The organism is Streptococcus mitis, from assembly GCF_022137125.1.
Classification (GTDB): domain Bacteria; phylum Bacillota; class Bacilli; order Lactobacillales; family Streptococcaceae; genus Streptococcus; species Streptococcus mitis_CE.
Genome location: NZ_JAKNEQ010000002.1, coordinates 118,203 through 141,905, shown reverse-complemented (window position 1 = coordinate 141,905; position 23,703 = coordinate 118,203). Strand labels below are relative to the sequence as shown.

General features: G+C 41.0%; 21 protein-coding genes and 1 pseudogene. 3 read left to right on the top strand and 19 right to left on the bottom strand.

Going from position 1 to position 23,703, the window contains the following annotated elements; genetic code table 11:
- Positions 1-121 precede the first annotated feature (121 nt).
- Together L0P31_RS02665 and L0P31_RS02660 are read left to right on the top strand one after the other, a co-directional pair.
- On the top strand, positions 122-1,687 hold the full coding sequence (locus L0P31_RS02665) for an ABC transporter substrate-binding protein/permease (RefSeq protein ID WP_238095623.1): 1,566 nt from the start codon (positions 122-124) through the stop codon (positions 1,685-1,687).
- Positions 1,687-2,427 carry an amino acid ABC transporter ATP-binding protein gene (locus L0P31_RS02660; protein WP_000189477.1) on the top strand — a complete coding sequence of 247 codons (741 nt, stop codon included), beginning with the start codon at positions 1,687-1,689 and terminating at the stop codon, positions 2,425-2,427. The genes L0P31_RS02665 and L0P31_RS02660 overlap by 1 nt, the downstream gene beginning before the upstream one ends.
- A gap of 204 nt (positions 2,428-2,631) precedes the next feature.
- Here the strand turns inward: L0P31_RS02660 and L0P31_RS02655 are convergent, their stop codons facing one another.
- The 14 genes from L0P31_RS02655 to L0P31_RS02590 all read right to left on the bottom strand — a co-directional run bounded on the left by L0P31_RS02655 (position 2,632) and on the right by L0P31_RS02590 (position 16,895).
- Positions 2,632-2,847 (bottom strand): capsule biosynthesis transcriptional regulator, encoded by a 216-nt coding sequence (locus tag L0P31_RS02655; protein WP_001130035.1) that lies wholly within the window; start codon positions 2,845-2,847, stop codon positions 2,632-2,634.
- Positions 2,848-3,679: 832 nt separating this feature from the next.
- Positions 3,680-4,930 carry a threonine ammonia-lyase IlvA gene (gene ilvA, locus L0P31_RS02650; protein WP_070528650.1) on the bottom strand — a complete coding sequence of 417 codons (1,251 nt, stop codon included), beginning with the start codon at positions 4,928-4,930 and terminating at the stop codon, positions 3,680-3,682.
- 113 nt (positions 4,931-5,043) lie between these two features.
- Entirely contained in the window at positions 5,044-6,066 is a 1,023-nt protein-coding gene (gene ilvC / locus L0P31_RS02645) for a ketol-acid reductoisomerase (protein ID WP_000290683.1), read from the bottom strand.
- A gap of 169 nt (positions 6,067-6,235) precedes the next feature.
- A complete protein-coding gene (ilvN, locus tag L0P31_RS02640; protein ID WP_001253803.1) occupies positions 6,236-6,712 on the bottom strand; it encodes an acetolactate synthase small subunit in 477 nt (158 codons plus the stop codon).
- A complete protein-coding gene (locus tag L0P31_RS02635; protein ID WP_049539216.1) occupies positions 6,705-8,405 on the bottom strand; it encodes an acetolactate synthase large subunit in 1,701 nt (566 codons plus the stop codon). Before L0P31_RS02635 ends, ilvN begins: the two co-directional genes overlap by 8 nt.
- A 200-nt stretch (positions 8,406-8,605) precedes the next feature.
- Entirely contained in the window at positions 8,606-10,273 is a 1,668-nt protein-coding gene (locus tag L0P31_RS02630; protein WP_070528646.1) for a DAK2 domain-containing protein, read from the bottom strand.
- Positions 10,274-10,275: 2 nt separating this feature from the next.
- Positions 10,276-10,641 (bottom strand): Asp23/Gls24 family envelope stress response protein, encoded by a 366-nt coding sequence (locus L0P31_RS02625; RefSeq protein WP_000216437.1) that lies wholly within the window; start codon positions 10,639-10,641, stop codon positions 10,276-10,278.
- Between the two features lie 157 nt (positions 10,642-10,798).
- Positions 10,799-10,987, bottom strand: coding sequence for a 50S ribosomal protein L28 (rpmB, locus tag L0P31_RS02620; protein ID WP_001140948.1), 189 nt, complete (start codon positions 10,985-10,987; stop codon positions 10,799-10,801).
- Positions 10,988-11,092: 105 nt separating this feature from the next.
- The gene (locus tag L0P31_RS02615; RefSeq protein ID WP_238095622.1) at positions 11,093-11,767 is read right to left on the bottom strand and encodes a LiaF domain-containing protein; all 675 of its coding nucleotides are present in this window, start codon (positions 11,765-11,767) and stop codon (positions 11,093-11,095) included.
- Between the two features lie 4 nt (positions 11,768-11,771).
- A complete protein-coding gene (locus tag L0P31_RS02610) occupies positions 11,772-12,218 on the bottom strand; it encodes a LytTR family DNA-binding domain-containing protein (protein WP_238095621.1) in 447 nt (148 codons plus the stop codon).
- A gap of 113 nt (positions 12,219-12,331) precedes the next feature.
- On the bottom strand, positions 12,332-12,835 hold the full coding sequence (locus L0P31_RS02605; protein ID WP_023946711.1) for a phosphatase PAP2 family protein: 504 nt from the start codon (positions 12,833-12,835) through the stop codon (positions 12,332-12,334).
- Between the two features lie 95 nt (positions 12,836-12,930).
- Positions 12,931-14,691: an ABC transporter ATP-binding protein gene (locus tag L0P31_RS02600; RefSeq protein WP_238095619.1), complete on the bottom strand. Its 1,761-nt coding sequence runs from the start codon at positions 14,689-14,691 to the stop codon at positions 12,931-12,933.
- Positions 14,681-16,450 (bottom strand): ABC transporter ATP-binding protein, encoded by a 1,770-nt coding sequence (locus L0P31_RS02595; RefSeq protein WP_070528633.1) that lies wholly within the window; start codon positions 16,448-16,450, stop codon positions 14,681-14,683. Before L0P31_RS02595 ends, L0P31_RS02600 begins: the two co-directional genes overlap by 11 nt.
- Positions 16,434-16,895: a MarR family winged helix-turn-helix transcriptional regulator gene (locus tag L0P31_RS02590; RefSeq protein ID WP_070528631.1), complete on the bottom strand. Its 462-nt coding sequence runs from the start codon at positions 16,893-16,895 to the stop codon at positions 16,434-16,436. The genes L0P31_RS02595 and L0P31_RS02590 overlap by 17 nt, the downstream gene beginning before the upstream one ends.
- 214 nt (positions 16,896-17,109) lie before the next feature.
- Between L0P31_RS02590 and L0P31_RS02585 the strand changes: the two are divergent.
- A pseudogene (locus L0P31_RS02585) lies at positions 17,110-17,729 on the top strand (DUF4190 domain-containing protein).
- 75 nt (positions 17,730-17,804) lie between these two features.
- Here L0P31_RS02585 and L0P31_RS02580 read toward each other — a convergent pair.
- The 5 genes from L0P31_RS02580 to lytR form a co-directional block, all read right to left on the bottom strand.
- On the bottom strand, positions 17,805-18,521 hold the full coding sequence (locus L0P31_RS02580) for a YebC/PmpR family DNA-binding transcriptional regulator (protein WP_238095617.1): 717 nt from the start codon (positions 18,519-18,521) through the stop codon (positions 17,805-17,807).
- Positions 18,522-18,617: 96 nt separating this feature from the next.
- Positions 18,618-19,988, bottom strand: a complete 1,371-nt coding sequence (locus L0P31_RS02575) for an MATE family efflux transporter (RefSeq protein ID WP_238095615.1) — start codon at positions 19,986-19,988, stop codon at positions 18,618-18,620.
- Positions 19,989-20,089: 101 nt separating this feature from the next.
- The gene (gene recA, locus L0P31_RS02570) at positions 20,090-21,256 is read right to left on the bottom strand and encodes a recombinase RecA (protein WP_238095613.1); all 1,167 of its coding nucleotides are present in this window, start codon (positions 21,254-21,256) and stop codon (positions 20,090-20,092) included.
- 54 nt (positions 21,257-21,310) lie between these two features.
- The gene (locus L0P31_RS02565) at positions 21,311-22,567 is read right to left on the bottom strand and encodes a competence/damage-inducible protein A (protein ID WP_223340070.1); all 1,257 of its coding nucleotides are present in this window, start codon (positions 22,565-22,567) and stop codon (positions 21,311-21,313) included.
- Positions 22,568-22,644: 77 nt separating this feature from the next.
- Complete coding sequence (gene lytR, locus L0P31_RS02560) at positions 22,645-23,700, bottom strand: glycopolymer--peptidoglycan transferase LytR (RefSeq protein WP_238095611.1); 1,056 nt, start codon at positions 23,698-23,700, stop codon at positions 22,645-22,647.
- Between the last annotated feature and the right edge of the window lie 3 nt (positions 23,701-23,703).

Below are 23,703 nucleotides of genomic sequence, written 5' to 3'. Positions count from 1 at the left end.
TATCTTTGCTATCATTATATCATTTTTTCATAAGTAAGGGCTTACCTATGTTGAAAAATAGAGTTTTTTTCGATAAAATAGGAGACAGTTATTTTTTAATAGATTAGAAATAGGAGAAATCATGAGAAAAATATACTTATCTATTTTCACAAGTCTCTTGCTGATGCTGGGACTTGTCAATGTTGCCCAAGCCGATGAATATTTACGCATCGGGATGGAAGCAGCATATGCTCCCTTTAACTGGACTCAGGATGATGATAGCAATGGGGCTGTCAAAATCGATGAGACTAACCAGTATGCTAACGGATACGATGTTCAAATCGCCAAGAAAATCGCTAAGGACTTAGGTAAAGAACCTTTGGTTGTTAAAACAAAGTGGGAAGGTCTAGTTCCTGCCCTTACTTCTGGTAAGATTGACATGATTATCGCAGGTATGAGTCCTACTGCCGAACGCAAACAAGAAATTGCATTTTCAAGCAGTTACTACACTAGCGAACCAGTTTTGCTTGTCAAAAAAGATTCTACTTATGCAAACGCAAAATCTTTGGATGACTTTAACGGTGCAAAAATTACTTCTCAACAAGGTGTCTATCTTTATGACTTGATTGGTCAAATCCCAGGTGCTAAAAAAGAAACTGCCATGGGAGACTTCGCTCAAATGCGCCAAGCTCTTGAGGCTGGTGTCATCGATGCCTATGTTTCTGAACGTCCAGAAGCTCTGACTGCCGAAGCTGCTAACTCTAAGTTCAAGATGGTTCAAGTAGAACCAGGTTTCAAAACTGGAGAAGAAGATACAGCTATCGCCATCGGACTTCGTAAAGATGACAACCGTATTAGCCAAATCAATGCCAGCATTGAAACCATTTCAAAAGACGATCAAGTTGCCTTGATGGATCGTATGATCAAGGAACAACCTGCCGAAGCTACAACAACTGAAGAGACTAGCAGTAGTTTCTTTAGTCAAGTCGCTAAAATTCTTTCTGAAAACTGGCAACAACTCTTGCGTGGTGCTGGTGTCACTCTTTTAATCTCTATCGTCGGAACCATCACAGGTCTCATTATTGGACTTGCCATTGGTGTCTTCCGTACTGCTCCTCTATCTGAGAATAAGGCCATTTATGGCTTACAAAAACTAGTCGGCTGGATTCTCAATGTCTACATTGAAATTTTCCGTGGTACCCCAATGATCGTTCAATCGATGGTTATCTACTATGGAACTGCCCAAGCTTTCGGTATTAACCTTGACCGCACACTTGCTGCTATCTTCATCGTTTCGATCAACACTGGTGCCTACATGACTGAAATCGTTCGTGGTGGTATCCTAGCAGTTGACAAGGGACAATTTGAAGCTGCGACTGCTCTTGGTATGACTCATAACCAAACCATGCGTAAGATTGTCCTACCTCAGGTTGTCCGTAACATCCTACCAGCAACTGGTAATGAATTTGTCATCAATATCAAAGATACATCTGTATTGAACGTTATCTCTGTTGTCGAACTTTATTTCTCAGGAAATACAGTGGCAACACAAACCTATCAATACTTCCAGACATTTACAATCATCGCCGTGATTTACTTTGTCCTCACCTTCACCGTAACACGTATCCTACGCTTCATCGAACGCCGCATGGACATGGATACCTATACTACAGGTGCTAACCAAATGCAAACGGAGGATTTGAAATAATGACACAAGCAATCCTTGAAATTAAACACCTCAAAAAATCCTATGGACAAAACGAAGTGCTAAAAGACATTTCACTCACTGTCCACAAGGGAGAGGTAATCTCTATCATCGGAAGCTCTGGAAGCGGAAAATCAACCTTCCTACGCTCCATTAACCTCCTTGAAACGCCAACTGATGGACAAATCCTTTATCATGGACAAAACGTCCTCGAAAAAGGCTATGACCTCACGCAATACCGTGAAAAATTGGGAATGGTGTTCCAATCCTTTAACCTCTTTGAAAATCTAAACGTTCTTGAAAACACAATCGTCGCTCAGACAACTGTCCTTAAACGTGAACGTACAGAAGCTGAAAAGATTGCCAAAGAAAACCTAGAAAAGGTCGGCATGGGAGAACGCTACTGGCAAGCGAAACCAAAACAACTCTCAGGTGGTCAAAAACAACGTGTGGCCATCGCTCGTGCCCTTTCCATGAATCCTGACGCTATTCTCTTTGATGAACCAACATCAGCTCTCGATCCAGAAATGGTTGGAGAAGTCCTCAAAATCATGCAGGATTTAGCCCAGGAAGGCTTGACCATGATTGTTGTAACTCACGAAATGGAATTCGCCCGCGATGTCTCTCACCGTGTTATCTTTATGGATAAGGGAGTGATTGCTGAAGAAGGTAAACCAGAAGACCTCTTCACCAATCCTAAAGAAGACCGAACAAAAGAGTTCCTTCAACGCTATCTCAAATAAAAAGAAAAGGCTGCATCAACCGTGCAGTCTTTTTGCTGTCCTTATACTCTTCGAAAATCTCTTCAAACCACGTCAGCTCTATCTGCAACCTCAAAACAGTGTTTTGAGCAACCTACAGCTAACTTCCTAGTTTGCTCTTTGATTTTCATTGAGTATCAAAATGAAAAGGCAGACCCTATTCAAGAATCCGCCATTATCCAAAGATTAATCTTCAAATTTTTCATGATTTTTATCATAGAAATCAATTAAACCTAGAGCCGTTTCAAACGAAATATTTTTTACTTTTGCACGCCCCTGCGCTAGAGCAATGATAGACATTTCACGCGCATTCGTTTCTTTAGAGATACGGTAGCCTGTGATTTTCTTATCACGAACCCAGCCAACAACTGATTCTACTTTTTCAAAGTTTGACTTAGCCATGTCCTTCTCCTATTTTCTTCTTTACGATATTTAATTGTATACGTTTTTATGTCTTTTGTCAATAAAAAAACATATATTCAATAAAATAATGAATTATATTTCTATTGCTATCTTATTAAAGCCGATAATATATAGGTTTTTGCTTGCTATAAACCATTAGTAAACGCCTTTAAAATAATTGCATTATTAACTCTTTTATTTGTAAGAATATTCATATTCTCAAATACCAGTTCTTGATAGGTTAGACAGGTTTTATCTTCAACTTTATTCTATTTATCCAACTTTAAAAGGACATTCCTAATAGCGGAAGACTTTCTCTCCAGACTATTTCTAACTATTCTTTTTCTTCTCCTTCTGCGACTTTCTTCCTGTCTGTATAAGCACTTTTCACTTGCTAAACTGGTACTATTTATTTACTTTATCAAGATTCCTTTTGTTTCTCCTACATCATTAAAAGATAAGTAGTCAGAAAACAATTGTATCCTATCTTTCAACATTTTCTACTGCTTTTAGTACCCCATCACTCTTCTCAGCCATCTCAGTATAAGGCATCTCATTAGAATTGATTATTTTTTCTAATTCCTATTATATTTAGCCAAATTTTAGATTAGACATATATAAAATGGTGGATTTCAAAAAAACTCCTTAAATATAACAAATAATTCTATTACCTTAATATAAACTGAATCAAAAACAATAGGCACTATAATGAGTTGTTGTAGAAACAGTGTGATCGATTTCCTAAGTTCATAGGAATCGCCCCCTTTCTTCATCCTCATTATAGCACCTATACATCAGTTGTGCAAATAATATGATATTTTTTTATTAGTCCTCAGACAAGCATATTATAAAGTGTTTCATTACCATTTAAGTTAATATAAGATGGATCAAAACCTTCCATTCGACGAATCAAGCCTGCATAATCATGCTTATCTGCCAAGGCAATCCCAATCAGTACAGGCCCTGTGCCCTTGCTAGCTCGCTTGATATACTCAAAACGTGTGATATCATCATTTGGACCCAGGATATCATTTACAAACTCACGCAAAGCCCCTGGACGCTGTGGAAAATTGACTACAAAGTAATGCTTGATCCCATCATAAATCAAGGCACGCTCTTCCATTTCTGGCATACGGTTAATATCATTATTTCCTCCAGAAATGATACAACAAATGGTTTTCCCCTTGATATATTCAGCCAACACCTCTAGAGAGGCGATACTAGCCGCTCCAGCAGGTTCTGCAACAATCCCTTGCTTAGAGTAGAGATCAATCAAGGTTTCAGAAATCAACCCCTCATCGACACCTACTAAGGTTTGAACATGTTGACGAGTTGCCTCATAGGTCAACTGTCCTACCTTTTGCACAGCAATCCCATCTGCAAATTTGTCAATTTCCTTGAGTTTGACTGGACCACCAGCTTCAAAGGCAGCCTTCATGGAACGTGCTCCATTAGCCTCTACCCCAATGACTTCAATTTCTGGACTTGTTTCCTTGATATAGGTAGAAACCCCAGCAATGAGACCACCACCACCAACAGGAACCAAGACAGCATCAAAATCAATCGATTCTTTTCGAGCTTCCTCTAAAATCTCATAAGCAACTGTTCCTTGACCTGCTTGGACATGGGCATCATCAAAGGGATCAATAAAGGTACGATTTTCAGAAACTGTAAATTCTTGAGCTGCCTTAGCAGAAGCATCAAAGGTATCTCCAACTAGTTTAATGGTTACGAAGTCACCACCAAAAAAGCGAACTTGACCAATCTTTTGTTGCGGAGTAGTAATGGGCATAAAGATGGTAGCAGGAATCTTCATTTCATTACAAGTATAGGCAACTCCCTGCGCATGATTTCCCGCAGAAGCGCAGACTACGCCACGCTCACGCTCTTCCTTGCTGAGCTGAGAAATAGCATAATAGGCACCACGAATTTTAAAGGAACGAACACGTTGAGCATTTTCCTTTTTCAAATAAATCTTAGCACCATACTTCTCCGATAAATAATGGTCATAATCCAGTGGGGTATTCACAACCACACCGCTCAAGACCTTGTGAGCCTTGATGATATCTTTTGAACTTAACATCTTTTTCTCCTAGACTATTCATACTATCACAATCCATCCTCTAAAACAGAGATGAATTGATTATAAAAGCGAGTTAGGTCCCCCCAACTCGCCTTCACCTTAATTTCTATAAATTAGTTATAGATTTTGAATGCATCATCATCGTTTTTACCAACGAATGGCATTGCTTTACGCAATTCTGCACCAACTTTTTCAATTTCAAGGTTAGCTGCTTGTTCACGGTAAGCAGTCAATTTTGGACGTCCAGCTTTATAGTCATTTACAAAGTCATTTGCAAATTTACCATTTTGGATGTCCGCCAAGACAGCTTTCATGTTTTCTTTAACTTGCTCAGTGATTACACGTGGACCTGATACATAGTCACCGTACTCAGCAGTGTTTGAAATTGATTGACGCATTTTCTTGAATCCACCTTCGTAGATCAAGTCAACGATCAATTTCATTTCGTGAAGAACTTCAAAGTAAGCCAATTCTGGAGCGTAACCTGCTTCTGTCAAGACTTCAAAACCTGCTTCGATAAGGGCAGTCAAACCACCACAAAGTACAGCTTGTTCACCAAACAAATCTTCTTCAGTTTCTTCTTTATAAGTTGTTTCAAGAAGACCTACACGAGCTGCTCCAACACCTTTACACCAGTCCATGGCAATGTTTTTCGCATTTCCTGTTGCATCTTGGTATACTGCGTAAAGAGCTGGAACTCCAAATCCTTCTTCATAAGTACGACGTACCAAGTGTCCTGGTCCTTTAGGAGCACACATGAAGACATCTACATCTGCAGGTACTTTGATAAATTCAAAGTGAATGTTGAAACCATGAGCAAATCCAACTGCGTTTCCAGCTTCCAAGTTTGGAGCGATTTCTGCTTCGTACAATTCTTGTTGGATTTCGTCTGGTGCCAAAATCATGATAACATCAGCCAATTTAGTAGCTTCTGCTACTGTGTAAGTGTCAAATCCATCTTCTTTTGCTTTGTCAAAAGATTTACCTGGACGTACACCGATGATGACATCACGACCTGAGTCACGCAAGTTTTGAGCATGCGCATGTCCTTGTGAACCATAACCGATAACGGCGATTTTTTTACCGTCAAGTGCTGCTACTTTAACATCTTTTTCATATTCCATTTGAACTGCCATAGTTTTTTCTCTCTTTTCTATTATTTATTGCCTTTTAGGCTGGATTAACAAATTTAAAATATTTTTATACTCAATGAAAATCAAAGAGCAAATTAGGAAGCTAGCTACAGGCTGTACTTGAGTACGGCAAGGCAAAGCTGACGTGATTTGAAGAGATTTTCGAAGATTATTAATCGCGGGTAAATCCAGTGGCACCCGTTCGAGCAATATTGCGAATACCGTATGGTCGAATGACTCGCAACAGTGCTTCGCTCTTTTCTGCATTTCCTGTCATTTGAATAGTAATCGAGCTTGGCGCTACATCTACCACCGTTGCACGGAAAGGTTGAATAATCGCTAAAATCTCAGCGCGCTTCTCGGCTGGTGCTGACATCTTAACCAAAATTACCTCGCGCTCCAAATGAGGCTTGTCTGTAATATCTCGAATGCGAATCACATCAATCTGACGATTAAGTTGCTTAATGATTTGCTCTACCTCATCATGTGAAGCAACATCAATAATAATGGTGATACGCGATACATTCGGATCTTCTGTTGCTCCAACAGAGATACTTTCGATATTAACCTGACGACGAGACAGGACACCGGTAAAGCGATTGAGGACTCCTGATCTATTCTGTAGTTTTGCTGTTAACATTCTACGCATGGAACTTCACCCCCAACATTTCATGATTACTCTTACCAGCTGGTACCATTGGTAACACCTGTTCCTTACGAGAAATATCTACCTCGATTAGCATAGGAACATCCTCAGTGATGACTTCAAGGTCTTGGGCCAAGGTCTCAGGATTGTCAAACTTATAGTTTTTAATTCCATAAGCTTGTGCCATCAATTGGAAATCAGGAAGGGTATCAAAGACTGACTCTGATGTTCTACCTTCATAGAAGGATTCCTGCCACTGGCGAACCATTCCAAGTGAGTGGTTGTTCAGCATAACAACCTTGATTGGCACCTTGTAAATGTTCAAAATAGCCAATTCCTGGTTGGTCATTTGGAAACCACCATCCCCAACAAACAAGACTACTTCCTTATCTGGGTTAGCAATTTTAGCACCGATTGCTGCTGGAATTCCGAATCCCATGGTTCCTAAACCGCCTGAAGTCACTAACTGACGCTCATTTTGGTATGGATAATACTGAGCTGTCCACATTTGGTGTTGACCAACGTCTGTGACCACAATGGCATCCCCGTTCGTCAATTCACCAATGCGTTCAATAACGGCTTGCGGTTGAACCACACGCTCTTTCTTGTCATAAGAACGAACACGGTTCTTGTCTTTAGTAACTTTCTCAATCCATTTCTCAGTATTGTTATGAACTGTCGGTTCTGCTAGTAACATTTGCAAGGCTTTCTTAGCATCTCCAACTACAGGAATATCTGCACTGATAATCTTGCCAATCTCAGCTGGGTCAATATCAATGTGAGCAACCTTGGCATTCTTAGCGAAGGTCTTAGGATTTCCTGTCAAGCGGTCATCGAAACGGCAACCAATACTAATCATAAAGTCAGCTTCCGTCATGGCAATATTAGCTGCGAAAGATCCGTGCATACCTCCCATTCCAAGGAAGAGTGGATGAGTCGTTGCAATCGTACCTTGCCCCAAAAGACTGGTTACCACTGGAATTTGATAGCGCTCTGCAAATTCATTTAATTCTGCAGCAGCTTCAGCATAACTAATTCCACCACCAGCTAGCAAGACTGGCTTTTTAGCCTTGGATAATTGCTTCAAGATTTTCTTGATTTGCATATCATTCGGCTCAAGAGTCGGCTGATAGCTTGGTAGGTTCACTTCTGGTGAATAAATGAAATCTGTTTCCAAAGCAGATACGTCTTTAGGTAGGTCAATTACGACTGGCCCTGGTCGACCTGTAGTTGCGATATGGACAGCTTCCGTAATGATACGCGGAATATCTGCCGTCTCACGAACTTGGTAATTGTACTTAGTGATTGGCATGGTAATTCCCACGATGTCTGCCTCCTGAAAGGCATCCTTCCCAATCCCTGCTCGCGCAACCTGTCCTGTAAAGACCAAAAGGGGAACACTGTCGCTCATGGCATCCGCAATCCCTGTAATGGCATTTGTTGCTCCCGGTCCGCTAGTGACGACGGCAACACCCAACTTTCCAGTTGATTTGGCATAACCTTCAGCTTCATGCAGACAACCTTGCTCATGGCGTCCTAGAATGTGGCGAATGCCTTTAAAATTATATATCGCATCATAAAAAGGCAAGACTGCACCACCAGGATAACCAAAGATGGTATCAATTCCTAAATCACGAAGTGTTTCCAAAACTAGGTCCGACCCCGTCTTAGGAGATTCTAAACTGATTTTCTCCATTGTTCCCCTTTCTCTTCTCTTAAAAATAACTTGTTACTATCATACCATTTTTTCAAAATTTTTCAAGAGAAAAGAAGAAATTTTCTGAATTTTCTATTTTAACGTTTATTTATGAATGTTATTTTTGTTTTTATTAAAAAGATACCGATTTCATTTACTAAAAAAGAAAAAAGAACTGATTTCTCAGTTCTTCATTAATCTTATTCCACACTGAATAGGTATGGGTAAACAGGTTGTTGACCTTGATGAATCTCGACTTCAACATCTTCGAATTCTTCTGTGATTTCTTGGGCAATTTCATTGGCAAGTTCTTCGCTTCCGTCTTCACCGACATAGAAGGTTACAATTTCACTATCTTCATCCAACATATGTTTCAAGGTTTCTATCAAGGTTTGGTGCATATCAGGGTTTGACACGAGGATTTTCCCATCCACCATACCTAGATTATCGTTTTCATGGATTTCTAAGCCATCAATGGTTGTATCACGCACAGCTGTTGTGACGCTTCCACTAACGACATCGCTAAGAGCAGCAGTCATACGCTCTTGGTTTTCTTCTATGGACTTACTTGGATCAAAGGCGAGAAGACTTGTCAAACCTTGTGGCAAAGTACGAGCTTCCACCACTACTGCTGGTTGTTCCAAAACTTCTGCTGCAGATTGAGCTGCCATGAAGATGTTTTTGTTGTTTGGCAGGAAGATAATGTTACGAGCGTTGACCTGTTCAACAGCCTTGATAAAGTCTTCAGTTGAAGGGTTCATAGTTTGACCGCCTTCAATAACATAATCCACACCTTGAGAACGGAAGATATCTGCTAGACCTTTACCAGCCACTACAGCAATCAAAGCATACTCTTTTTCTTCAGCAGGCTTGCTAACTTGAGCAGCTTCTTTTTCAACCTGTGCTTCGTGTTGGTTACGCATATTGTCAACTTTTACCTTGACCAAGCTACCATATTTGAGACCTTCTTGCATAACAAGTCCTGGATCTTCTGTATGGACATGGACTTTGACAATTTCATCATCGTTAACAACGAGGAGAGAGTCTCCAAGCTCATTCAAGTAGTTACGGAATTCATCGTAGTCAAAATCTTTGGCATAGGTTGGGCCTTGCTTAAGAGCTACCATGATTTCAGTACAGTAACCAAAGGTGATATCCTCAGTCGCTACATGACCAGCTACAGACTTGTGGTGCTCTGCATTGATCATTTCACTCATGTTAGCAGGAGTGGCTACAAAGTCCTCAGATGCAATATATTCGCCAGTAAGAGCTGAAAGGAAACCTTCGTAGATAAAGACCAATCCTTGACCACCTGAGTCCACAACACCAACTTCTTTCAATACTGGAAGCATGTCTGGTGTTTTAGCTAGAGCTGTTTTAGCACCTTCCAAGGCTGCGCGCATGACTTCAACAGCGTCATCTGTTTGCTCAGCTTTTTTCTTAGCACCGATAGCAGCCCCACGAGAAACTGTTAAAATCGTTCCTTCAACTGGTTTCATAACTGCCTTATAGGCAACTTCCACACCTGATTGGAAGGCAAGGGCCAAGTCTTGACCTGTTAACTCGTCTTTATCCTTGATGGCTTGTGAAAATCCACGGAAAAGCTGAGACGTAATAACTCCTGAGTTCCCACGCGCGCCCATCAAAAGACCTTTGGCAAGAATGCTCGCTACCTCTCCAACTGTAGAAGCTGGTTTGTCTGCAACTTCCTTAGCACCATTTTCAATGGTCATTCCCATGTTTGTTCCAGTATCTCCATCTGGAACTGGAAAGACGTTTAATGAATTGACATATTCAGCTTGCTTATTCAAACGAGTTGATGCAGCCTGCACCATTTCTTGAAATAAGCTAGTAGTAATTTTTGACACGGTTATTCTCCTACAACTTTGATATTTTGAATGTAGACATTTACAGTCTGAGCGGTAATTCCAAGTTGGTTTTCCAAACTAAATCGAACACGCTCTTGAATGTTTTTTGACACTTCGCTAATCTTTGTTCCGTAGCTCAACACGGTATATACATCAACTGCAATACTGCCATCTTCGGCCGCCTTTACGACGACACCTTTGGAATAATTTTCCTTACCTAGAAGGGCTTGGAAATTATCTTTGAGGGCATTTTTACTAGCCATACCGACCACACCAAAAATCTCAGTTGCTGCTCCACCTACGACGGTTGCAATCACTTCATCTGTTAGTTCGATTTGACCATCTTTTGTATTAATTTTTACAGTCATCCTTTTTACCTCAACTAGTTGATACTCTATTTTATCATATTTCAGCCCAAGTGTAAAAGCAGAATACTGTATCAGCGGATATTTACTCTATTTTTTCAAATGATTTTATACCTACAGTAAAAGAAAAAAGACCCTAAGGTCTCCTTTGCTTTTATTATTAAACGCGTTCAACTTTACCTGATTTCAAAGCACGAGCTGAAGCCCAAACTTTTTTAGGTTTACCATCGATAAGAACAGTAACTTTTTGAAGGTTTGGTTTTACGGCACGTTTTGTTTGGTTCATCGCGTGTGAACGGTTGTTTCCTGATACAGTCTTACGACCTGTAAAGTAACATACTTTAGCCATTGTGTTTTCCTCCTATTAGATCTAATATAGCGGATGTGCTAGCACCACATACCGTACTATGTTATCACACTTTCTTCATTTTTGCAAGGGGATTGGAAGATTTTTTTATTTAACGTAGACAATCCCCAACTTTCCAAAAGCCACATCTCCACGTATAATCAAAGTTTTACTGGTTGGAGCTAGAGAAGTATCTGCCTTGGCTACACCACAGAAAGTTTCCACCTTCAAATCCACTCGCCAATGTTGGGGAACATAGATAACTGCATTGCCAAAACCGACTTCCACTTTCAGAGTTGCGCTATCTCCTAAAATCTCTGCATTGTCATAATATATCTTGGCATTTCCAAAACCAACTTCTACTTGGTCGTCTACCAATTCTTGATTTTGCTTGTAGAAAGTCCCAGTCCCAAAAGCAACTTCCTTATCTGTAAGAATGGTCTTTTTACCATCATACCACCATTTTTTCCCATTCCAAGTTCTGTTAGAATGAGTGAGTGCGCTGACACCCATTACGATTAAAATACTTGCCAAAGTAAGTGAAACAGGAGATAGCTGAATCCAATTATAAAAAAGATTCACTATATTTAACGCTATTAATGCTAAAAAAGTAGCTCTTGTCCAATGATGCCTAAGCAAAGATTCTACCGCCTTATAAAGGAGAAAAGCAATAAAGATGAAGGGAGAATACTTAGTCTCCAAGGATGGGACACCATAATGTCCCTGAAACAGAATCCATGCCGCCAAAATAAGCAACACAATACCAAATGCTTTCTTTTTCATGTTCTTACCTCATGTTTCTTAGATTTTCTTTTAGGAGGGATTGGTAATGCCGTGACACATGAACCTCCTTGTGGGTCTGATAAAAGGAAATGGTGCCCGTTCCTGAAAAGGACTTGTCCACCGAGTAAACCTGCCGGATATTAGCGATCGTTGACTTGGATACCCGACTAAAATAGCGAGGAAGGATAGCCTCTAATTCATAGAGTTTAAGCCGAACTTCGTAGGCATCTTTCTGGGTATGGGCATAAATCTTGTTCCCTTCTGTCTCAAAGAAGAGAATTTCCGACAAGTTCAGATAATACTCACCCGTCCCCTTGTAAAAAATCAACCTAGGAGACTTGGACTCTTGTAAGAGTCGCTGTAAATCCGCAATTTCATCTGTCAAAGCCGCTGCCTTGATGACAATTTCAGTTTCCTCTAAATTGCTGTCAATTTCGATTCGTAACTTCATTCCATCTCCTTTCTGACTCTACTATATCAAAGCTAAAATAAGAAAACAAGAGCAAAAAAGCAAGTGGTTACTTTAGCCACGTAAGTGGTTGTAAGACCGCCTTAACTTACAGGTCAAAATAGAAAGAAAATCAAACCCCACACAAGGGCACAAATATAACCAACCAAGACATCCTTGGGATAATGGACGCCACCTAGGACTCTTACTAGACCCAGGAGGGCTGACAAGACCAACAAGATAAGCCCTACAGATAGACTAGCGTGTAAGCAAGCAATGGAGATAATGGTTGCTGAAAAGACATGACGACTAGGCATAGACTGACCAGGACTATCTCTGTCTAGTAGCGGTACAATTTCCCAAACTTCATAAGGCCTAGGGGCATTGATTTTCTTACGAAGAAAGGACAAAATCACAAAACCTGATGCAGGAATAAACACATACATCAAGACCTGTTTCCCAAATCCTTCTCGGAAATAGATAGTGGTTAACAAGGTCAGATAAACTATAGGCATAACTACTGTCATGAACCGATTGAAAACTCTTAACAATCTCAGAAAGAGAGGATTATTTTTAATCTTACCAGCGATGTGGTCATACCATTCTTGATAATTTTTCATATATTCTCTCATCACTTACTCAAATTTTGCTTACAGGGAAGCACTTGTCTTCTAGTATAGTGCAGAAAAAGAAGGCCGTCAAGCCTTCTTTGGGTTTATTCTTCTGCTTCGTCTTCTGTAAATTGACTGTTATAAAGGTCAGCGTAGAAGCCTCCTTGTGCCATCAACTCATCATGATTGCCTTGCTCAATGATATTGCCATCTTTCATGACAAGAATCAGATCAGCATTTCGGATAGTTGACAAGCGGTGGGCGATGACAAAGGAAGTTCTTCCCTCCATCAATCGGTCCATGGCTTTCTGGATCAATTCCTCAGTACGAGTATCAACCGAAGATGTCGCCTCATCCAGAATTAGAAGTAGCGCATCTTTCAGCAAAGCACGAGCAATGGTCAAGAGTTGTTTTTGTCCGACAGACAAGGTCACTGTATCATCCAAGACGGTATCGTAACCATCTGGTAGTGTCATGATAAAGTGGTGAATCCCTACAGCCTTGCTGGCTTCAATCACACGCTCATCACTAATACCTGTTTGGTTATAGATGAGATTGTCGCGAATGGTTCCTTCAAAGAGCCAAGTATCCTGTAAGACCATTGAAAAGGCATCATGTACTTCCGAACGCTTCATATCCTTGGTATCCACACCATCGATACGGATACTTCCCTTATCAATCTCATAGAACTTCATCAAAAGATTGACAATGGTTGTCTTACCAGCTCCGGTCGGTCCGACAATCGCAACCTTTTGACCTGCATGAGCGGTCGCAGAAAAGTCATGAATAATGGTTCGCTCTGGTGTATAACCAAAGGAGACTCGATCAAAGACTACTTGACCTTTCATATCGCTCAATTGTCTTTCTTTATAGGATTCGTCTTCCATTTCCTCTTCAGCTAGGAATTCGAAGACACGTCCCATGGCTGCACTAGCCTGCTGAAGACTAGTAACCCCTTGGGCGATTTGTGAAAGAGGCTGAGAAAAGATACGAACGTAGGCCATAAAGGCCACGATAATCCCGATACTGATCTGCCCATTCAGAGCCAAGGCTGCACCGACGATAATCACTAAGGCATAACTAAAGTTCCCAATGAACATCATAATCGGCATCATAATCCCTGAAATAAACTGAGATTTCCAGATACTGTCATACAGACGATGGTTTAATTTCGCAAACTCTTCTTTCGTGCTCTCAATAGCATTGTAACTGGTCACTACATTATGGCCAGAGTACATTTCCTCCACATAGCCATTGACAGCTGCTAAATCTTGTTGCTGACTCTTAAAAAATCCCTGTGATTTGCCCATAAAGACGGACACGAAAGCAAAACCAATAAGGGTTGAAACAACCGTCACCAAGGCTAAAATCCAGTTCATCCCAAACATGGTTACCAAAACTGCCAAGACCAATAAACTAGATGAAAGAACTGTTCCCAGACTTTGATTAAGGGACTGGGCTGCAGTGTCAACGTCATTGGTTACACGAGACAAGGTATCCCCTTGAGAATGTCCATCAAAATATCTCAATGGTAGGCGATTGATTTTCTCTGCAATGGCTGTTCTCAAACGCTCTGAAAAACGTTGAATGACTGTTGTAAACAGAAAGGCCTGCAAATAATTTGATAGAAGTCCAATCACATAAATCACGGCCAAAAAACTACCAATAGCTGCAACTGCCGCTACATCCACACTTGTTTCCAAACCACTGGCAATAATATTAGTCATTTCCTTGATGCAGGTTGGCCCATATACAGTAATGATATTAGATAGGATTGTTGCTAGAAAGGCTATCAGAAGGGCAAACTGGAGACCTGCAAGATAGGGTTTACTCTGTTTCCAGAGAGACATTTTTTTATTTTCCATGTTCCAATTCCTCCTTCGATAATTGTGAATAGGCAATTTCTTGATAAACTTCGTTATTAGCTAGAAGTTCCTTGTGGGTGCCTTGTCCCACGACTTTACCTTGATCCAAGACCAAAATCAAATCTGCATCCATAATGGTTGAAATACGCTGTGCGACGATGAGCTTGGTCATAGATTTTGTTTTCTCTGCTAGCTCTTGGCGTAGGACACGGTCTGTCTTGTAATCCAAGGCTGAGAAGGAGTCATCAAAGATGAGAATTTCTGGCTTCCGAGCCAAGGCACGCGCAATGGCCAGACGCTGTCTTTGTCCACCTGAGAAGTTGGTTCCTCCTTGAGCTACTTCTGACTCCAAGCCAGCTTCCTTGTCTTCGATAAAGTTCTTAGACTGGGCCAATTCCAAGGCTTGCCACATAGCTTGTTCACTAAGCGGTGTTTCTTGACTATGTCCAAAGTCTAGATTGCCCTTGACATCACCTGAAAAGAGTACAGCTTTTTGTGGTATATAACCGACCTTATTGCGCAAATCTTCCAAACCGTAATCTTGAACATTAACTCCGTCCACTAGAATTTCTCCTGCTGATACGTCATAGAAACGTGGAATCAGATTGACTAGAGTTGACTTACCAGAACCAGTTGAGCCGATAAAGGCAACTGTTTGGCCAGCTTCTGCTCTAAAGCTAACATTCTCGATAACTGCCTCCGAATTTGCAGCATAGCGGAAGGTCACATCCTTAAATTCGACCTTACCTTTAAGGTTTTCATCAGCCAGCTGCACTTGATCAGGATTTTGGATAGAAGAATGCAAATCTAGAACCTGATTAAGCCGCTTGGCAGAGACCATGGTTCGAGGAAGAACGATGAAGAGCGCCCCCATGAGAAGGAAGCCCATAACAACCTGCATGGCATAAGACATGAAAACAACCATGTCACTAAAGAGGGGCAGACGCGCTGTCGGAGCAGCATCGTTGATTACATAGGCTCCAATCCAGTAAATCGCCACACTCAAACCACTTGAAATCCCCATCATAATGGGATTTAAAATAGCCATAAGACGGTTGACAAACAAATTCAAGCGTGTCAGCTCATCATTTGCTGCTGTAAATTTTTCATCTTGGTACTTTTCAGCATTGTAGGCACGAACAACGCGAATACCTGTTAAACTTTCACGAGTAATGCTATTCAGTTTATCAGTCAAACTTTGAATCAAGGACTGTTTTGGAAAGGCTAGCGTCATCAAAACGGTTGTCATCAAAACATTGACAATCACTGCCACAAGTACCGCCCAGAGCCAGTATTCTGAATGGCCTAAAATCTTCCCGATGGCCCAGATAGCCATAATCGGACCACGCGTAACCACTTGCAATCCCATGGTAATCAACATCTGAACTTGGGTAATATCATTAGTGGTACGAGTTAGGAGGCTGGGAATAGAGAATTTCTTAATCTCTGTCTGCGAGTAATCCAAAACTCGATTAAAAATATCACTTCTCAGCCTACTAGTGTAAGAAGCAGCCACTCTGGATGCAAAAAATCCAACTGCGACTGCGGATAAGAAGGCAAAAAAAGACATTCCGACCATCATACCTGCTGGTTGCCATAACTCATCCAAGTTGGTTCCTTGACTTCCCAGCAAATCCGTGATTTTAGAGATATAGGTCGGAACTTCCAACTCTAGATAGACCGAAAAGCATGTAAAGAGAATGGCTAGTAAAATCATCCCCCATTCTTTTCTACTAATTCGTTTAGCTAATTTCTTCATTCTCTCCTCCTATTCTCTTGATATTTTCCTGTAGTTGATTGAGGACTTTCTCAAAAATCAGTAATTCATCTTCATCAATGTCTGCCATCAACTGGTTGTCAATACGTTCAAAGAAGGCCTTGATTTCTTGCATCTGAGAGCGCGATTTGTCCGTCAGATGAACAAACTTAGCCCGCTTATCGACAGGATTTGCCTCCAATTCCACCAAACCATTTTGCACCATACGTTTGACCAAATTACTAGCAACAGACTTGCTAATGTTGAGTTCTTGTTCAATATCCTTGATGAGCGTTAATTCTTGTTCATGCTCACGCCAACCTAAAAAACGCAGAACTTGTCCTTGAGGTCCACCCATAAATTCAATACCACAACGTTTGGCTTCCTTTTGTACCATCAGATGTACCTGGTGTCCAAAACGTTTTAAAACCAGCATTGGTTTATCCATACTTACTCCTTTCTAAGCATTACATTTAGTTCTCCTGAGAACTAAATAAGTTTCCATGAGAACTATTTTATCATTTTCAGAAAAGATGTCAAGAAAAAAGTTTTCATAAGAACTATCTTAGTTTAAATTGACATTAGGCAATATCTTTTATATAATAAGAACTCACTACTGTGGATAGACATCCATTCACTCAATGAAGGGAGAAAACTTTCAAATGAAACCAGAAGAGCAAAGAGTTTTAGGAATCTTAGCAACCATTTTTGGAGCCATCGCACTTTTAGGATCCTGGATCCCGTTTATTAACTATCCATCGTTGTTCATCGGCATCGTCGCATTTATCTTGGGGATTATTGGCCTTATCGTCAACCTCAAAAAACGGAAAACAATGGCTATTATCGGAACATCTCTGGCAGTTGCCTCTGTTGTACTTTTCTTTACGACTCAGGCACTATACGCTGATGTCTACAAAGAGTATGCCAAGGAGTTTAACCGTTCCTACATGGATACGAGTGCCTCAATGGAACGCGAAGAAAAAAGCGGCTTGACAGACGATACCTTCGCCTGGACCCAAGAACAGTTCGACGCCTTAATCGAAGGTGACCTTGACAACAAAGGAAAAGGTGGTACCACCTACGAGGATATTATCAACAAACACGGAAAGCCAGATTCCGAGTTTGACTTCACTCTTGGGGGTTACAATACGAAAAAAATCACCTATATCTCTATTGGAGACAAGACTAAGACTGTTACCTTAACTTTTGCAAAAGATGACAATGGACAGCTCTTGCTCGTCCAAAAACATCAGTCGGTCTAGGTCTAGAAAAAAGCAAGTAACAAAACGATTCTGAAACCTGAGTCTAAGTTCAAATATCAAAAAACGAACAGCTAGTAAAACTGTTCGTTTTTCTATTAGAACCCGTCTACGTTTGTGTAGATTTTTTGTACGTCTTCGTCGTCTTCAAGGATGCTGTAAAGTTTTTCAAAAGTTTCAAGGTCATCGCCTGACAATTCCACTTCTGACTGAGGAATCATTTCCAATTCTGTCACTTGGAATTCTTCGATACCTGACTCACGAAGGGCAACGATAGCCTTGTGAAGGTCAGTTGGAGCTGTGTAAACAGTAATTGTTCCTTCTTCTGCTTCTACATCGTCCACATCCACATCTGCTTCTAACAATTGCTCAAAGACTGCATCTGCATCTTCACCAGCAAATACGATAACACCCTTGTTGTCAAAGAGGTAAGAAACTGAACCTGAAGCACCCATGTTTCCACCATTTTTACCAAAAGCTGCACGGACATTGGCCGCTGTACGGTTAACGTTAGAAGTCAAGGTATCAACGATCAGCATAGAACCGTTTGGTCCAAATCCTTCGTAACGTCCTTCTGTAAAGGTTTCGTCTGTGTTTCCTTTTGCTTTATCAATCGCTTTATCGATAACGTGTTTTGGTACTTGTGCTTGTTTAGCACGGTCGATAACGAATTTCAAAGCAGTGTTTGATTCTGGGTCTGGATCACCTTTTTTAGCTGCTACATAGATTTCTACACCAAATTTTGCATATACTTTAGAGTTAGCTCCATCTTTAGCCGTTTTCTTGGCTACGATATTGGCCCATTTACGTCCCATTAGGAATCTCCTTTTTTCACATTTTAATCTTTCTTATTATAACACAAGTTTTTTCGATTTTCACTAGAGGAAATAGATTTTATTTAGTAAATACAGCTAGGATGATACTTTGGCTGCCAAGATAGCCTTGCCTTCTTTTATCAAGGGATGACGGAAGAGTGAGAAGTAGAGTTGAATGGTCATGGCAACCCAGATAAGGGGTTCACAAAGGATAACACCACTATAGCCCGCCCAAGGAATAATCAAGACCACAAAAGCGATTTTTCCGATTAGTTCGATAAAGCTAGAAACCAGAGGAAGAACCTTTTTCCCCAAGCCCTGCAAACAATTGCGATAAATCAACAAGAGGCTCAAAATGGGATAAAAGGCTGAACTGATTTGCAGATAGAGACTTCCATTTTCTATCAAGTAACCATCTGTCGAACTAGCCAAGAAGGAAACCAAGGCTGGACTGGTAAAAAAGAGGAAGATACAAACAAAAACTGCCCAGGATATACTTAAACGACTGCCGATTCGAAGTCCTTGAACAATGCGGTCTGGACGCTTAGCTCCTAGATTCTGAGAAGCAAAGGTCGTCATCGAGGCAGAAATAGCGGTCATAGGAAGAAGGGCAAAGGCCATAATGCGTCGAGCTGCCGTCTGGGCACTAATAATTACGGCACCAAAGGTATTAACAGAAGACTGTAAAATCACACTGCCGATGGACACAATTGAACTCATCAAACCCATAGCCAAACCTTGCTCCAAGAGATCCGCGTACAAGGCCTTGTCCCATTTGAAATGCTTGATTTGAGGCAAAAGTTCTGGCACACTCTTACGAATATAATAAAAGCAGAGAACCGCTGATAAGCCTTGCGAAATGATGGTAGCAAGGCCCGCAGATTGAACCCCCAGTTGCAGTTGCGTAATAAAATAGAGATCCAGAACCACATTAACCAAGGCAGAGAAAATCAGAAAACCAAGGGCTGCTAGACTGTCCCCAATGGACCGCAACAAACCTGCAAAGAGATTATAGGCAAAGCTGACACCGACACAGGTCACAATCATAGAAATATATTGATAGGACTGGTGAAGAATTTCTGCAGGAGTATCTAAATATTGCAAGAGTGGATACAGACCGACAAACCCCAGCAGCATAACTACAATACTCAAAAGAGCACCTAAAATCCAGGTGGCTGCTACTGCCTCCTTGATTTTAGTGAAATTCCGAGCTCCATAATAACGGGCAATGACAATTCCCATGCCATTGCCAACACCAAGAGTAAAACCTACAATCAAATCAAAAATAGCAGTTGTTGCCCCAACCGCAGCCAAGGAATCTTGACCAAGAAAACGTCCAACAATCAAGACATCAGCAGTATTATAGAGCTGTTGGAAAATATTGGACAGCAAGATTGGAAAGGCAAAACTCAAAAGCGAAGGAAGAATAGGACCATGAATCAGGTCCACTGTTCGTTTTTTATTCATAAGGCTATTATATCAGCTTTCTAAAGGAGCGACAAGAAACAGCAAACTATGCCAGAACTAGGCAATGAAAAAGCAGTGAATTTCTCCACTACTTTAACAGCTTATTCTTCAATTTCGATTTCAAGCTCGTCGCCTAGGTCAAGTGTCACTTCTTCATTCACAGAATCTGCTTGAACTACGTCATCTTTTTTAGTTTCAACACCTTCTACAGAAGCTTCTTCTCCATCAATCAAACCAAATTGAACACGGACTTGATGATCAATCTCATCAAAGACTTCTGGGTTATCTGCCAAGTATTTCTTAGCATTTTCAGAACCTTGCCCGATTTTCTCATCCTTGTAAGAGTACCAAGCTCCTGCTTTTTTGATGATATCCAAATCGCTTGCGATCTTCAAAAGCTCACCAGTCTTAGAAATCCCTTCTCCGTACATGATTTCAACGAAGGCTTCCTTAAATGGTGGAGCCACCTTGTTTTTCACAACCTTGATTTTAGTTTCTTTACCGACATTGGTATCTTTTTGGTCACCAGTTCCCTTGATTTGTGTGCTTCCACGAACATCCAAACGGACTGATGCGTAAAATTTCAGAGCACGTCCACCAGGAGTTGTTTCTGGATTTCCAAACATGACCCCAACTTTTTCACGCAATTGGTTGATAAAGATGGCAATTGTTTTAGTTTTATTGATAGAAGCACCAAGTTTACGCATGGCCTGACTCATCATACGAGCCTGCAAACCAACGTGGCTGTCTCCGATATCACCATCAATTTCCGCACGAGGGACAAGGGCCGCAACTGAGTCGACTACGACAAGGTCCACAGCACCTGAGTCAATCAATTTTCCTGCAATTTCAAGCCCTTGCTCTCCTGAGTCTGGTTGAGACAAGAGCAATTCGTCAATATTGACCCCAAGAGCCGCAGCATAAGCTGGATCAAGGGCATGCTCCGCATCGATAAAGGCTGCAATCCCACCTTCTTTTTGCGCTTGCGCGACTGCATGAAGGGCAACTGTTGTCTTACCAGATGACTCTGGCCCATAGATTTCGATGATACGTCCCTTAGGATAACCACCTGAACCAAGGGCAATATCGAGAGCCAAAGAACCTGAACTCATCACTTGCACCTTTTGCTCCGCACGTTCACCCAAACGCATGATTGAACCCTTGCCAAAGTCTTTCTCAATCAGTTTAAGAGCGTCATTCAAGGCTTTTTCACGTTCAGCCCCGAATTTTTTTGAAATTTCATCTAATTTTTTTGGTTTTTTCGCCATTCTATTCTCCTACATTCTAATGGTCCTCAGACCTATCTACTATTATATCAAAAGTTAGTCACTTAATAAAGCCTTGCGAACTAGGTTAAAGGCATGCATAACCGCAATGTGACGTACATCTGCTCGACTTCTGCCTCCAATATTGATCTTGATGACCTCAGTTCCACGCTCTTGAGCCAAGCCTATGAAGACTGTCCCGGCTGGGTGTCCTTCTAGACTATCTGGTCCTGCCACTCCAGTCAAACTAAGGCCAAAATCAGACTGGGTCTTGCTTCGTGCCTGCTCAGCCATCTTCTGAGCTGTAAATTCAGACACCACACCGTGCTCTTCCAAATCCTTGACAGGAATATCCAACATTTTTGATTTTTCCTCCAAGCTATAGGTCACAAAACCACCCTTAAATATACTTGAAGCACCCGAAAAATCCGCTACCCTAGCTTGGAAAAGACCAGCCGTCAAACTCTCTGCAGCCGTGATAGTTTTCCCTTGCCTTTTCAGTTCTTCTACCACAATGCTAGCTAAACTAGTTTCTTCCCCATAACCATAACAAAGTTTTCGTAAAGAAAGGCCTTCAAAAGTTTGACGATTCAAGATTTGATTTTCTAAGATATCCAGCGCTTGATTCGCCTCTTCTTGACTGCTAACCTTTGTTGACAGACGCAGAGTGACTTCTCCTGTCTTGGCATAAGGCGCTAAGGTCGGATCTGTTTGATTGTCAATCAAATCAGCCAAAATGGTCACCAACTGACTTTCGCCAATTCCAAAGAAACGAAGAACTCGGGAATACAGCTTGCTTCCTGTCATCAACTTGGGTAGAAGTTGGTTTAAAACCATGGGTTTCAATTCACTTGGCGGACCAGGAAGGACAACGTAGGTCACTCCTTCGACTTCTAATATTCCTCCCACAGCCAGTCCTGTTTCATTTGGCAGCGGAGTCGCCCCTTCTACAAGTTGAGCTTGTCTTTCATTATTCGGTGTTCGGGCATAGTCTGGTCTCTGGGCAAAAAAGACATCCAACTTCGCCTGTGCCTGAGGATCGAAGACTAATTTTTTCCCTAAGAATTTAGCCAGGGTTTGTTTGGTCAAATCGTCCTCAGTTGGCCCCAAACCGCCTGTCAAAATCAGCAGGCTGCTACGTTGACTGGCAATCTCAAGCAGGGATAAGAGACGAGCTTCATTGTCTCCTACAGCCGTCTGAAAATATACATCTACCCCAATCTCTGCTAGTTTTTCCGACAAAAACTGAGCATTGGTATTGACAATCTGTCCTGTCAAAATCTCTGTTCCAACAGCAATGATTTCTGCTTTCATGTTTCCTCCTACCTATCTATTCGTATTTTTTTGAAAAAATCGCAGGAAATTTCCCACGATTTTAACTATAAAATAGATTATTCTACATCTTCTTGATTTATTGTATTATTAATCGTACCTGTTCCCAAACCGGTATTATTTCGATTTCCGAAAATATCTTCATATAAGACAGCATTTGTCTCTAACTCTGTCACCTTCGGTTTATCAAGTGAGGTTCTCAAAAGATTCTGGATTTCTAACAAATGGTTAGCAGTTACAATTTGATAAGATGTCCCTTGCAATTCGGCGTCTTCTCCTCGTAATTGTTGAGTTTCAATCGTTTTGAACGAGTCCTGGTAACCTAACAAGCTTGGAATACTTTTCGCAGATAGATCAATATTAGTCTGCATATTGGTACTTAGGGCTTTTAGGATAGATTGATAGTGACTAACACTATTCAAGCTAAGAACTTTTTCAACAACCTTTTGAATGACTTCACGCTGACGCTTCTGACGTCCGTAGTCCCCTTCTGGATCCTGGTAGCGCATGCGAGAATAAACAAGAGCTTCATCTCCATTTAGAGTTTGTTGCCCAACACCAATAGAAATAGTATTAAATTCCTCTTGGTCACTAATAGAAATCGGGAAACCTAGCGTGTTATTGACAGTTATACCACCCACTGCATCGACTAATTGTTGTAATCCGTGCATATTGACCATAATATAGCGGTCAATATGGATGTTCATCATCTTCTGAATGGTTGAGATAGCTAATTCTGCACCTCCACCCGCATAGGCGGCATTCAGTTTCGCTTCTTCAATACTACCATCTTTATGCTGAATTTTAGTCAGGATATCACGTTCCAAACTCAACATCATGGTCTTTTTCGTGTGCGGATTAACTGTCAAAAGAATCATGGAATCACTATTTCCCTCCCAAGGGTCCGTTCGTTCTTCGTTTCCAGTATCAACCCCCATTAAAAGGATCGTTAAGGGTTCAGTAGCCTCAATAACATTGGTTTCTTCCCCAATCTTTTTATAGGTTTTTGATAAGGTTTCTGTACCTTGCTGATAAATAGTATAAGCAAAAACACCCACACCTAAAACTGTCACAGCTAGAAAAGCTAGCACCATTCCAATAATTTTTTTAACCATATT